11 protein-coding genes are annotated in these 13,268 nt (G+C 62.7%); 4 read left to right on the top strand and 7 right to left on the bottom strand.

All coding sequences use genetic code 11. The features are described from left to right. Window positions 1–4 precede the first annotated feature (4 nt). The 5 genes from ACS4RS_RS13185 to ACS4RS_RS13165 all read right to left on the bottom strand — a co-directional run bounded on the left by ACS4RS_RS13185 (window position 5) and on the right by ACS4RS_RS13165 (window position 3,901). A complete protein-coding gene (locus ACS4RS_RS13185) occupies window positions 5–367 on the bottom strand; it encodes a HepT-like ribonuclease domain-containing protein (RefSeq protein WP_439010625.1) in 363 nt (120 codons plus the stop codon). Beyond that, window positions 364–864 (bottom strand): 2-oxo-4-hydroxy-4-carboxy-5-ureidoimidazoline decarboxylase, encoded by a 501-nt coding sequence (gene uraD, locus ACS4RS_RS13180; protein ID WP_439010626.1) that lies wholly within the window; start codon window positions 862–864, stop codon window positions 364–366. Before uraD ends, ACS4RS_RS13185 begins: the two co-directional genes overlap by 4 nt. After that, window positions 864–1,787, bottom strand: coding sequence for an allantoinase PuuE (gene puuE / locus ACS4RS_RS13175; RefSeq protein ID WP_439010627.1), 924 nt, complete (start codon window positions 1,785–1,787; stop codon window positions 864–866). Before puuE ends, uraD begins: the two co-directional genes overlap by 1 nt. Before the next feature lie 113 nt (window positions 1,788–1,900). Next, window positions 1,901–2,608: a DUF1045 domain-containing protein gene (locus tag ACS4RS_RS13170; protein ID WP_439010628.1), complete on the bottom strand. Its 708-nt coding sequence runs from the start codon at window positions 2,606–2,608 to the stop codon at window positions 1,901–1,903. A 114-nt stretch (window positions 2,609–2,722) separates the two neighbouring features. After that, window positions 2,723–3,901 (bottom strand): FAD-dependent oxidoreductase, encoded by a 1,179-nt coding sequence (locus ACS4RS_RS13165; protein WP_439010629.1) that lies wholly within the window; start codon window positions 3,899–3,901, stop codon window positions 2,723–2,725. Between ACS4RS_RS13165 and mnmD the strand changes: the two genes are divergently transcribed. Beyond that, entirely contained in the window at window positions 3,900–4,631 is a 732-nt protein-coding gene (gene mnmD / locus ACS4RS_RS13160) for a tRNA (5-methylaminomethyl-2-thiouridine)(34)-methyltransferase MnmD (RefSeq protein ID WP_439010630.1), read from the top strand. The genes ACS4RS_RS13165 and mnmD overlap by 2 nt on opposite strands. A gap of 2 nt (window positions 4,632–4,633) precedes the next feature. Here mnmD and ACS4RS_RS13155 read toward each other — a convergent pair whose 3' ends face one another. Continuing rightward, window positions 4,634–8,017 carry a response regulator gene (locus tag ACS4RS_RS13155; RefSeq protein ID WP_439010631.1) on the bottom strand — a complete coding sequence of 1,128 codons (3,384 nt, stop codon included), beginning with the start codon at window positions 8,015–8,017 and terminating at the stop codon, window positions 4,634–4,636. Window positions 8,018–8,325: 308 nt separating this feature from the next. On the opposite strand from ACS4RS_RS13155, the gene ACS4RS_RS13150 reads away from it, so the two are divergent. The 3 genes from ACS4RS_RS13150 to ACS4RS_RS13140 all read left to right on the top strand — a co-directional run bounded on the left by ACS4RS_RS13150 (window position 8,326) and on the right by ACS4RS_RS13140 (window position 11,803). Further along, complete coding sequence (locus ACS4RS_RS13150) at window positions 8,326–8,634, top strand: hypothetical protein (RefSeq protein ID WP_439010632.1); 309 nt, start codon at window positions 8,326–8,328, stop codon at window positions 8,632–8,634. 68 nt (window positions 8,635–8,702) lie between these two features. Beyond that, on the top strand, window positions 8,703–9,806 hold the full coding sequence (locus tag ACS4RS_RS13145) for a DNA alkylation repair protein (protein WP_439010633.1): 1,104 nt from the start codon (window positions 8,703–8,705) through the stop codon (window positions 9,804–9,806). Between the two features lie 257 nt (window positions 9,807–10,063). Next, window positions 10,064–11,803, top strand: coding sequence for a DEAD/DEAH box helicase (locus ACS4RS_RS13140; protein ID WP_439011832.1), 1,740 nt, complete (start codon window positions 10,064–10,066; stop codon window positions 11,801–11,803). Window positions 11,804–11,855: 52 nt separating this feature from the next. Here the strand turns inward: ACS4RS_RS13140 and ACS4RS_RS13135 are convergent, their stop codons facing one another. Further along, a complete protein-coding gene (locus ACS4RS_RS13135; protein WP_439010634.1) occupies window positions 11,856–12,758 on the bottom strand; it encodes an EamA family transporter in 903 nt (300 codons plus the stop codon). Window positions 12,759–13,268 lie beyond the last annotated feature (510 nt).

The following is a 13,268-nucleotide window of genomic DNA, read 5'->3' as shown; positions in this document are numbered from 1 at the left end:
CGCCTCACTCACCTTGGGCATGCCAGTTGCGGACGGCATCGATCTCGCGAAGAAGCTCCGGCAGCGTTCGATAAGTCTCCTCCCAGATGTCCGAGGGATCGAGATCGAAGACATCGTCGAGGATGCGATTGCCCGTGCCGCAGATTTTCGTCCACGGCAGGCTGGGATGCTCGGTGGCAAATTCGGGATGCGACACCAGCAGACGGGATGCCGCGGCACCTATGGTGAAGTGGCAGAAGGCCACGGCCTTGAAAGTGAGCTGGTCCTCGGCGAAGGCCGCCTCATCCATTCCGCCAATGAAGGACAGCGCTTCGGATGCCGCCTTTTGCATGTCATTGAGATAGTCGATGGCACGCCTCTCCTTCATTCCGCCTCCGGCAGCATCGAGGTTAGGCGCAGCAGCGCGATCTTTTCGACCTGCGCAGTCGCGGTCGAAAATTCTTCGTCCCGGCCGTTGCCGATCCGTGTTTCGAAAGCTTCCAGGATATCCTCCTTGCCGAGTCCTTTGACGGCGATGATGAAGGGAAAGCCATATTTTTCGACATAGGCCGAATTGAGTTCGGTGAAGCGGGCGTGCTCGGCAGGGTTCAGCCGGTCGAGACCGGCACCGGACTGCTCCTTGCGGCTGTCCTCGGTGAGTTCGCCCGATATGGCAAGACGCCCGGCAAGATCGGGGTGGGCTCGGAGCACGCCGAGACGTTCCTCCCGGCTTGCCGCGCGGAAGACCGCCGCAAGCGCAGCATGCACGCCTGATGCCGTCAGCGGCTCGGTCATGCTGCCGGCATCATAGGCGCGCTCGGCGATGAAAGGCGAATGTTCGAAGACGCCGCCGAAGCGGGAAACGAAATCCTCGCGCGACAGCATCAGATCGCGTCCGGCTGATGATGCTTGTGCCAGTGCTCGGCAATCTCGATGCGGCGCGGAATCCACACCTTGTCGTGCTTCAATACATATTCGATGAATCGCTTCAGCGCTGCCGCCCGGCCGGGACGTCCGACGAGACGGCAATGCAGGCCGACCGACATCATCTTCGGGCTGCCCGCCTTGCCTTCCTCATAGAGCGTATCGAAGGCATCCTTGAGGTAGGTGAAGAACTGATCGCCGGTATTGAAACCCTGCAGCGTCGCAAAACGCATGTCGTTGGTTTCGAGCGTATAGGGAATGATCAGGAAGGGCTTCCCGTCGATGCCCTTGACCCAGAAAGGCAGGTCGTCGGCATAGGAATCGGAGGAATAGAGAAAACCGCCCTCCTCCTGCACCAGCCGTAGCGTATTGTCCGAGGGCTTGCCCTGATACATGCCGTAGGGCCGCTCGCCGGTCAGTTCGGTGTGCAGGCGCACGGCTTCGAGAATATGCTTGCGTTCGAGATCTTCCGGAAAATCCTTATATTCCAGCCAGCGGTAACCGTGGCTGGCGATCTCCCACCCGGCTTCCTTCATCGCCGCGACGGCCTCGGGGTTGCGTGCCATCGCCAGCGTCACGCCGTAGACGGTCGCTTGCACCTTGAGATCGGTGAACATCCGCCAAAGGCGCCAGAAACCGGCGCGCGAACCATATTCGTAGATCGATTCCATATTGAGATTGCGCTGCCCCGGCCAAGCCGCCGCGCCGACGATCTCCGACAGCAGGTTTTCGGACGCCGGATCGCCGTCGAGGATCGAGCTTTCGCCGCCCTCCTCGTAATTGATGACGAACTGCACGGCGACGCGTGCCTCTTCAGGCCATTTCGGATCGGGCGTCTGACGCCCGTAGCCGACGAGATTGCGCGGATAAGTCTCGGATACCATCAAATCACCTTCTGAAAAGACGAAGAACGGTAGCATCCGCAGCCGGAATGTCGAGACGGAAACTGCGCAGCGGATTTTTATCCTTTCCACTCAATAGGTTAGCTTACCGCATGTCAGGCGATCTTGCGCGCGCTGACCTTGCCCATCGGGTGCAGAGAATGAACGCGGAAAGGACCGCCCGTGCCCTCTTCGATCATCAGCGCCACGTTCGAAACCACGACCGGTTCGCTGAGCACGGGCTCGAAAATCGCCCGCACCGCCGGCTCGATGCGCGGCATGTCGATCGCGTTGACCGGGCCGGTGACCGGCATATGGAAGCGGAACTCTTCCATCACATAGGGATTGCCCCAGCGATGCAGGTTGGCGAATTGCGCCGCCGACAGCCCGTCCGGATCGCTGCGTTCGATATCGGCCTCGCTCAGCGGCGCGCGGAAACGGTCGAATTCCTGCACGATCGCCGAAGCGAGATATTGGATCTGCTCGCAGGGAACACTCGGCAGCAGGCTGTAGAAGTTGCCGAGCCGGGCGACTTCGAGACGCGGAATCTGGAAGGGAAGGACCGTCCCGGAAAAACGCATGAGGTCGCGCAGGAGTTGCGATTCGGACAGCTCCGGACGCAGGTGGAACGGCGCCTTCAAAAGGCCGTGAAAACCATAGCGCCGTGGCACGGCCGTATAAAAGGCAATTTCATGAATGCCGAGGCCACGAACTGCCGGAGGCTCCAGCATCTCACCTGAAAACACGTTTCGGCCAAGCCAATGGGCGGCCATGAGCGATAGCGGGTCGCTCGCCGGAGGCGTGAAGCAAATGGCATAGCGCATGCGATTTCCTCCATCAGGAAGAGGAGCGCCGGTGATTTCAGGCGCTGTCGATGCGCAAGCAGATAGGTGATTTGCATGACAGAATAACGAAACGAAGCGACGCCGAATTCACGTTTAACGTGAAGCGGCTGCGATATGGCTAGATATCGCGAAGCTTTCCGGCAGCAAAAATCCACAGTCTGTATCGCCTGCAATACATATCGCCGCCTCCGCCAGCCGGTGCGCGAGACCGAAGCTGACCTTGAAGCCGCCGGTCAGCGCGATCAGGCACGGGTGATCGGGATGGCGGCCGATCATCGGATCGCGATCGATCGCCTTCGGACGAAGCCCGGCCCAACGTTCGACAACGGGCGCGTCGCCAAGGATCGGCACGATTTCTCGCGCCATCTCGATCAGCGCGTCGAGCTGGGCATCGGTTGAAGCGGGATCGTCGAAACGGTTTTCGCTGGTGCTGCCGATCGCCGCATGGCCGCCCTCATGCGCGACGATATAGAGCCCGTCGAGGAAGATCGTCGGCAGTCCCGGGTCGATATCGGCTTTCAACAGCGCCGCCTGTCCCTTGACCGGCTGGCCAAGCCAGTGTTTCAACCCGGGCGTCAGGCCCTGCAGCAACGGAAAGGACTGATGGCCGGCAGCCAGGATGCAGTGATTGAAAGCGATATTTTCGCCGCCTATAGCGGCCGTGCCGCGATCCGGATCAAGGCCGGCAACCATTGCATACTCAAGGATACGCACATGTTTGGCCCGCCGCAGGAAAGCGACGAGCGCTGCAATCAGCGAGCGGGGCGCAACGCGGGCAGCGAGCGTGTCGTGCACGAAGCCGCTCTCGCCGGCAGTGGCCTCGATCCAGCCACCGACCGGCGGGCCGGCGAGCACATGCCAGTGGAAGCTGCGCTCGCCAGCCTGCCAATGGCGCTCGGCGTCCTCACAATGGCGGCGCGCGATTTTTTCGAGATGCGGCTTCGGCAGCGGGATCAGCCGTCCCGAACGGCGATAACCGGCCGAAAGCCCGGTCGCCGCTTCGAGCGTGGCGATCTCGGCCTCGAGCGACACCAGCGCATCGAACTGGAATTGCTTCTTCTTAGACCACCGATCCGGCATATGCGGCATCAGCGCGCCGAGCAGGCCGCCGCTTGCGCCTGCGCCCAACCTGCCGGCGTCGGCGATGATCGTATCGATGCCGCGCCGCTCGGCATGGACGGCCGCCCAGAGACCCATGATGCCACCGCCGACGATCAGCAATTGGCAGGACGATTGACCTGAGACCGGCCGAGGATTATCGGCTTTTTCCATGACAGACGTTAACCCCGATCAGATTGGCGCGGGCGCGCCGCAGCCGCTCGAATGGCGCGACGGCGATATGCCTTATTCCACCGCCTTTGGCGATCATTTTTATTGCCAAACCGATGGGCGGCTGGAATGCGGCCACGTCTTCCTCGCCGGCAACGGCCTGCCGGAGCGCTGGGACGGGCGGCAGGAATTCGTGATCGGCGAACTCGGCTTCGGCACCGGCCTGAACTTCGCCGAGACCTGGCGGCAATGGAAGCAGCACCGCGCGGCCGGTCAGCGACTGCATTTCATCTCCTTCGAACTCCACCCGATGCGCGGCGAGGAGATCGATCGGGCGCTCTCGCACTGGCCGGAGATCGATGCCGAACGCCGGGCGCTGACGGCGTCCTGGCCGCAAACGCCTGCCGGTACCGTCTCGCTCGACCTCGACGACCGGACGAGGCTCAGCGTCGTCTGCGGCGCAGCACTCGACGGCGTCGCAGCCGCAAAGTCCGGCTTCGACGCCTGGTATCTCGACGGCTTCGCCCCGTCGCGCAACGGCGACATGTGGTCGGAGGAACTGATGAGGCGCGTCCACGAAAAGACCACGCCCGGCGGCACCTTCGCCACCTATGCGGCGGCGGGCTTCGTCCGCCGCAATCTCATCGCGGCAGGTTTTGCCGTCGAACGCCGCCAGGGCTTCGCCGGCAAACGCGAAATGCTCTGCGGCATCAAGACGCCCGACACGCACTGAGATCAGTAGCTGGTGCGTTCCGGTTGCCGATCGTCCTTGCGGAGCCACTGCCGGATTTTCTCTTCCAGCAATTCCGGGCTGATCGGCTTCGACATGTAGTCGTCCATGCCGGCGTCGAGGCAGAGCTCGCGATCGCTTTCCAGCGCATGGGCGGTGACGCCGATGATCGGCACGCGGTGGCCCTGCCCCTTTTCCCTTTCGCGGATCGTCTGGGTCGCCTGATGGCCGTTCATGACGGGCATCGACACGTCCATCATGATGATGCGCGGCGTATGCCGCTCCCAGGCGGCGACCGCCTCCTCGCCGTTGTCGACGACGAGGAAGGATAGGCCGGTTCCCTGCAGGATCTGCGTAAAGACGATCTGGTTGACCTCGTTGTCCTCGGCGACGAGCACGTCGACGAATTCCGCCGCCCGCTGCTGCGGCACGGGCGCAGGCGCCGGTACAGGTGCGGCCGCTTCCGCCCGCAGCCGGGCGAACTCAGCCTCTGAAGCCTGCTTGACGCGGCTGGCGCGCACCACTTCGACGACGGTGTTGCGCAGCAAATTCGCGCGCGCCGGCTTCATCAGATGCGCGTGGCCGTTCAGCGCCGCGAATTCCTTTTCCGTGCCCGAAATATCCATCGATGTGAGGAAGATGATCGGCAGCTCGACGAAGCGGTGATCGGCACGCAGCCGGCGCGCGACATCGGCGCCGTTCATATCCGGCATGTGATAGTCGAGCACCACCGCATCGACGGTGATGCCGAGATCGGCCGCCGCCTCCAGGATCGCCAGACCGGTGCCGCCGCCTTCGGCCGCCACGCCGTCGAAGCCCCAGAGCGACAGCTGCTCGGTCAGGATGCGCCGGTTCACGTCATTGTCGTCGACGACAAGGATGCGCGCACCCTGCACATTGATCGGCAGCGGCTTCGGCTCGAGCCGGGCGGCCGCCACCGCAAACGGCAGGTTGACGGTGAAGACCGAGCCCTTGCCCCATTCGCTCTCGACATTGAGATAGCCGCCGAAGAGATCGACAAGGCCGGCGGTGATCGCAAGGCCGAGACCCGTTCCCTCATGCCGCCGGGTCGAAGAAGCGTCGACCTGCGAGAACTTGTCGAAGACCGATTCGAGCTTTTCGGCCGGGATGCCGATACCGGTATCCTCGATGCGGATGCTCGCCATGATCTCGCCGCCCCCGGCCGCCTCGAAGCCGACGTCGACGAAGACATGGCCACGCTCGGTAAACTTGACCGCATTGCCGACGAGATTGGTGACGATCTGCCGGAAGCGCCCGGCATCGCCGATCACGGCGGCGGGCAGATCGGGTGCGGCGCGCACCAACAGTTCGATATTCTTCTCGGCCGCGTGAGAGGAGAGCAGTGTAGCCACATCCTCCACCGCTTCGGTGATGTCGAAGGCGGCTCTGCGCAGTTTCATCTGCCCGGCATCGATTTTCGAGAAATCGAGGATGTCGTTGATGATCGTCAGCAGCGCATTGCCCGATTTGACGATGATGTCGACGAAGGTCTTCTGGCGCGTATCGAGATTGGTCTTGGCAAGCAGCTCCGCCATCCCAAGCACGCCGTTCATCGGCGTGCGGATTTCGTGGCTCATATTGGCGAGGAATTCGGATTTGGCGCGGTCGGCGGCTTCGGCGCGCGATAAGAGATGACGCAGTTCCTCCTCGCGGCTCTTCAGCTCGGTAACGTCGGTAAACAGCGCCACCCAATGCTGTCCCTCGCTGACCATCGCGTCCATGTTCACCCAGCGCTCGCCGCCGACATGGAAGACGGTGGAAATCGGCTGCCTGGCGGCAATATTGGCGCGCCAGCCCTGCAGGATCTCGTCCGCCGCATCATGAAAATCGCCGCGCGCCGCGCAGAATTCGAACATGCCGAGCCAGCCCTGCCCGGCCTCGATATAGGCGGACGGAATCTGCAGGATATCGGCCATCGCCTCGTTGGACATCTTGATGATGCCGTCCTGGACGATGGCAAGACCCTGCGACATCGCATGCGTCGCGTCGCGCATCATTTCGCCGACCCGCTCCAGCGCGGCACGGGTCTCGTGGATTTCCTTTTCCCGCTCGCGCACCGCCGAGATGTCGGCATAGGTGAGCAGGATGCGGTCGTTGGAGATGCGGCGGCTGTCGAAGATGACGGATTTTCCGCCCGCCCAACCGAGCTCGATCGGTTCCGGTTCATCGGTCTCGAACAGGTGCTTGCGGAAGGCGTAGATCTCTTCCGGCGTCTGCGTGCCGTCGTAGCGGCCGAGCTCGTTGTTGCGGCGGATGACGTCGACGAAATGACGGCCGTCGAAAGGATCGTCGAGCGGCAGCTCCCAGATGCTGTAGAATTCGTCGTTGGCGGAGAGAATCCGGTGGTCGTTATCGAGAATCAGCACGCCGATCGGCAGCGAGCGCAGGATGCTCTCGATATCCCGATGCAGCACCTCTTCCTGCTTCTTCGCCTCGATCAGCGCCGCCTCCCGCTCCTTGAGCGGCGCGATATCGGAAAAGGAGCCGACGACATAGGTGCGCCCATCCGCCGTCACGACGCGGTTGACCCGCGAGATCAGCGGATGAATGCGGCCATCCCTACCCGGCATCTGACTTTCGATCTCCTTCGACAAGCCATCTTCCAGCGCAAGGCGGTTTTCCTGGTAGATCGCCTCTCCACCCTCCGGCCCGAACATCTCGTGCTCGGTCATCCCCAGCACCTGAGAGCGTTCATAGCCGCTGAAGCTCTCGTAATATTGATTGGCATAGACGAGGCGATGTTTATCGTCGCGCACGAAAACCGCGACCGGCAGGTCCTCCATGATGGTGCGCAGCAGATCGCGTTCGTTGACGCTCTCGTGCCAGCCCGTATCGCTCTGAGCAGCCGGCTTTGCGCCGTTGCGGTAGGCGGCGTTGACGACCAGCGGTCGCCCGTCCTCGGCAAAGATGCCGATCGGGTGGTCGAGCTTTTCCAGCGCCTCGCGCACACGGGCAAAATCCGCCGCAGCGCCGGCGTTGCCGGCAGCCCCTCTATCGTTCACCGCGCGCCGCGGCGCTTCGCGCACTTCGAAAATGCCGAGCACGTAGGCTCGCTCCGGCGACGGCGAAAAACTTTCGATCTGGATGCGCTCGTGGCCGAGGCCGGCGGCATCGAAACAGATGGCGTTTTCCTCGGTGCCGAACACCAGCGCGCGGCGTTCCCTATCCTCGCGCTCCTCTTCCTCGGGACGGTCGAACAGCTCGCGGCTGCGTCTGCCGATGAAATCGGAAATCTCGCGGCCGAGGAAATCGGCATAGGCCTCGTTGACGGCGACATAGCGCAGTTCGCTGTTCTTGACATAGGCCGGGGTGTCCAGATCGGCGATCCGGCGGCAAGCCAATTCCAATATGTCCCCGGCTGATTTCAAGAAATTGTCGCTCCCGCAATGAATGAAATATCAACTACAAAGACTATAACGCCAAGGCTTTTAACAAGGTTTTAACCATAAATTTCAGCAGCGGATTTTTACAGTCGGCTCATCAAGCCGAGCCGCCGCGCATTGGCGCCCCGGCGCGCAATCCTCACCGCTCGCTCATTCCCTTACCGCTTCGACCGTCGTTGAAATCATGACGAAAATTTAATGCGGGAGACGCTTGCACGGCCATCGCGGCGCCGCGATGCGGGCGGAATCTGAACACGGCTTTATGGAAGCCAGTCTAGATCAAGGAAAATAGCATGTCCGCTCTTCATAAGACCATGGCGACGGGCCTGATCGCGCTGACCCTTGCCGGCGCCTCACTCGCCACCGCCACCACCGCCGATGCCCGTCCACGCGATGCCTTCTGGGGCGGCCTTGCCGCCGGCGTCGTCGGCGGCGCCCTGCTGTCCGAGGCTGCCCGCCCCGCCTACCCGGTTTATCCGGCCTATCCTGTGTATCGACCCTATCCCGTCTACCGAACCTATTACCGCCCGTCCTATTGTCACATCGAATGGCGGCGCGATCGCTGGGGCGAACCACACCGCGTCCAAGTCTGCCCGGAATAGAAAACCACACCCGGCGCCGCTTGACCTCCCGGCGGCGCCAGTCCAATCCTCCCAGAGGGAGGATCAGCATGCCGGAACCGCTCAAGAACCTGCTGCATGAGACGCTGGTCGGCGACATGGCCGATCGCATCGCTGCCAATGCGCCCGCCTTCGACAGGAGCCGTTTCGTGGCGCTGGCGACCAATGGCCTCGGTGCGCTGGAGCTGATGGAGCGCTCGGCTCTGATCCGCGACGCGCTGTATGCCACGCTTCCCGATGATTTTACGAAGGCCGCCGCAATCCTGAAGGCAAGCCTGCCTGCGTCAGGCAATCCGGGACTGCGCGGCTGGATGCTGCTGCCTGTCAACCAGTTCATCGCGGCCCGCGGCCCGGATCATTTCGATCTCGGCCTCGATCTGCTGAAGGCGCTGACGCCGCATTTCACCGCCGAATTCGGCATCCGACAATTCATCCACCGCGACCAGCAGCGCGCGCTCGCCATTATCTCAGCCTGGGTCGGCGACCCTGATCAGCATGTGCGCCGGTTGGCGAGCGAAGGAACGCGACCGCGCCTGCCCTGGGCCATGCGCCTGCCGCAGCTTGTGAAGGACCCAGCGCCGATCCTGCCGATCCTGACTGCATTGATCGACGATCCGGAGGATTATGTCCGCCGCTCCGTCGCCAACAGCCTCAACGACATCGCCAAGGATCACCCGGATCTGATCGCAACCTTCATCGCCGGCCACATCGAGACGGCATCGCTTGAACGGCGCCGTCTGCTGAAACATGCCTCGCGCACGCTCCTGAAGAAGGGTCATGCGCAAGCGCTCGCCAATTTCGGCTTCGGCGCGGCGACCGCGCTGACATGCAAACTGCGCCTCTTGAACGGCGAGGTCGCCTTCGGCGAAGGGTTGGATTTCGAAATCCGGGTCAATAATGCCGGCGAGACCGCGCAATCGCTGATGATCGACTACGCCATCCACCACGTGAAGGCCGACGGCTCGCTCTCGCCCAAGGTCTTCAAATGCAAGACGATCATGCTCGCGCCCGGCCAAAGCCACACAATCGAGCGCCGCCACGCCATGCGGCCGATCACCACCCGGCGCTATTACCCCGGCGAACACCGCATCGCCATCCTCGTCAACGGCGCGGAAAGCGCATCGCAAAGCTTCTTGCTCGTCATGCCCGACTAAGTTCCACCGGCGGCTTTCTTGTGCACTGCACTTGACTTTGTCAGCGAACTAGCCCAAATGCAGCGCAGCTTTCACCCTTCCGGCCGCCGCGTGAGCGTGCCCCTGCTAGAAAATACGGACGCAGGAAGAAGGGACAAAAGCGCATTTCGATAGAGCGCCGCACTCCCATCCGCGGCCAGAAGCGCTGGAAAGCTTTTTCCAACTCACAAGTTCCCACTTCACGCGGGGTTCTTGACGCCAGAATGAAACCGGATCGCATGGTGCGTTCCGGCGATAGTCGTTGTGGCGCCCCGAAAGGTTATGCCTTGACTAATTTTGAATCGCTTGGTGTCTCCAAGCCGATCGTCGCCACCTTGTTCCAGCTCGGCATCGAAACGCCGACGCCCATTCAGGAACAGGCCATCCCCCTCCTTCTTGAAGGCCGCGACCTAATCGGCCTTGCGCAGACCGGCACCGGCAAGACCGCCGCCTTCGGCCTGCCGCTCATCGAAAAATTGCTTGCCGACGAGCGCCGCCCCGACAATCGCACGACGCGGACGCTGATCCTGGCGCCGACCCGTGAACTGGTGAACCAGATCGCCGACAATCTGAAGAAGTTCATCCGTAAGTCGCACCTGCGCGTCAACGTCGTCGTCGGCGGCGTCTCGATCAACAAGCAGCAGTTGCAGCTCGAAAAGGGCACCGATGTCCTGGTCGCGACGCCAGGCCGCCTGCTCGATCTCGTCAATCGCCGCGCCATCACCCTGACCACGGTGCGTTATCTCGTGCTCGACGAAGCCGATCAGATGCTCGACCTCGGCTTCGTGCACGATCTGCGCAAGATCGCCAAGCTGGTGCCGAAGAAGCGCCAGACCATGCTGTTTTCCGCCACCATGCCGAAGACAATCGCCGATCTCGCCGGCGAATATCTCGTCGATCCGGTCAAGGTCGAAGTCACCCCGCCCGGCAAGGCTGCCGACAAGGTCGAGCAGTATGTCCATTTCGTCGCCGGCAAGAACGACAAGACGGAACTGCTGCGCAAGTCGCTGACCGAAAACCCCGATGGCCGCGCCATCGTCTTCCTGCGCACCAAGCATGGTGCGGAGAAGCTGATGAAGCATCTCGACAATATCGGTTATTCCGTCGCCTCGATCCACGGCAACAAGAGCCAGGGCCAGCGCGAGCGGGCGCTGAAGGCCTTCCGCGACGGCAGCATCAAGACGCTGATCGCCACCGACGTTGCCGCCCGCGGCATCGACATCCCGGCCGTCAGCCATGTCTACAACTACGACTTGCCCGAAGTGCCCGACGCCTATGTCCATCGCATCGGCCGCACGGCGCGCGCCGGCCGCGACGGCATCGCGATTGCCTTCTGCGCCCCGGACGAGGCCAAGCTGCTGCGTGATATCGAGCGCCTGATGGGCATCGACATCAAGGTCGCAAGCGGCGAAGCGCCGGCCAATATCAGCAATGCCGGCCCGCGCCGCGGCAACGGCAATGGCAACAACCGCAATCGCGGTGGCGGCCAGGGTCGCGAAGGCCAGGGTCGCGGCGAAGGCCGTGGCGATCAGAACCGCTCAGAGCATCGCGGCAGCCGCCAGGAACGCCGCCCGCGCCGTGAAGGCGAAGGCAGCGAAGTCCGCGCCGGTGGCGAGGAGCGCCGCGAGCGCCGTCCGCGTCCCGAACACGCGAGCCGCAACGAGGATTTCCGCGGCCAGCGCCGCGGCGAAGCCACCCCCAATCTCGGCCCCGACAACGATCTGGTCTCGACCTCCGACTTCCGCCCCTCGGCAAAGCCGCAGCGTCCAGCCCATGCCGGTCCTGCCAATGGCGAGCCGAGCGGTCATCACCGCGGCAATAACCGCCACGCCCACGGCCGCCCGGCCCGCAAGCACGGCGAAGACCGCGGCCCGCAGCAGGCCCAGGGCAGCGAACCGCGCCGCGAGGGCAATGGCGGCAACCGCCGCGGCGGCTCCGGCTCCCGCAATGGCGGCGGCCAGCGTCGCGAACGCGCCTAAGCATCGATCGATGACAAACTAGAAAGGCCGGGGAAACCCGGCCTTTTGCTATTTATGCTTCCGCCAGCGTCTGGCCTTCGACCGCCCGGCGGTTCGTTAGATAGACGCCGACAACCACGATCACTGTACCCGCAATCAACGGCACGGTCAGCGGCTCTCCGAAAGCGATGAAGGCTTCGAAAGCAACGGCTGGCGGCATCAGATAGATCAGCGAGGCGGCGCGGGAGACCTGCCCCCGGCGGATCAGATAAAGCAGCAGCCCGACGCCGCCCATCGACAGGCCGAAGACCGACCAGACGAGCGCGCCATAGGCCTGCGCGGTGCCGTCGAAATGCTGATGCTCGAAGATCAGCGAAAGCGGCAGGGTAAGAAGCAGCGCCCCGACATATTGCAGCGTCGCGATGGATCTGAGGTCGCCAGATTGCAGGTGTTTCTTCTGATAGAGCGTGCCGTAGGTGACCGACCCCATGGCGATGAGGTTGATCGCAAGCGGCAGGGCAGCATGCGTAAGATCAGCTGTCGCCGGATCGAGGAGCTTCGGCGAAATGGCGATGGCAATGCCGATGAAGCCGAAGGCAAGGCCGAGCTTCTGCGTCTGCTGCAACCGCTCGCCGACCAGGAAGGGAGCGGCCATCGCTGTCAACAGCGGCTGCAGCGCCGCGATGATCCCAGATATGCCGGCCGGCACCCCATTGGCGATCGCCCACCACAGGCCGGCCAGATAAAACCCATGCAGAAAAAAGCCGGAATAGACTGCACGCAGCCACGTCGCTCGGCTTGTCGGCCATTGCGCTTTGGTCACCAGGCAAAAGGCGAGGAACGCCAAGGCCGACAGCCCGTAACGTATCGAAAGAAAGGTGAAGGGCTCGGAATGCAGCGAGGCATATTTCGCCACCACCCAGCCCGTGGACCAGAGCAGGACGAAAACGGCGGGTGCGAAGCGATCGAGGGACATGGGGCTGCTCGGAAATAAGGTTTCGCCGCGCTGATAGCTGCATCCGGCGGTCACAGTCAAAGGCGAAGCGTTGATGCTTATTTGAAATTTCGCTGATGGTGAGAGGACAGGGCTGGCCGACGATAATCCAATTTGATGGACAAGCCTATCGACAGATCCACACCATACCGCCGCAGCAAGGAATCGCCTACGCCTCCCACCCATCTTCATTCCTGTGCCTGTCACAGGAATCCAGCCACCGCGCGTCAGCGCGGTGAATGACTCTACGGCAAGAAAGTCTCCCGCGCCCAAGGACTTGGGCGCACTGGATTCCTGTGAAAGGCACAGGAGGGTGGGTGAGTGCCGGCCTGATGAAGCATCTGAAACGCCGAGTACTTCCGAGGGAGTTTGGCTGGAAAGCCAACCCCACTCTCCGTCATCCTCGGCCTTGAGCCGAGGATCCATCCCACGACGCCGGTGGATGCCGTGTGGATGCTCGGCTCAAGGCCGAGCATGACGGAGGGAGGGCGG

This window comes from Rhizobium sp. F40D2, from assembly GCF_051810745.2.
Classification (GTDB): Bacteria; Pseudomonadota; Alphaproteobacteria; order Rhizobiales; family Rhizobiaceae; genus Rhizobium.
This window is presented reverse-complemented; position numbering and strand designations above follow the sequence as displayed.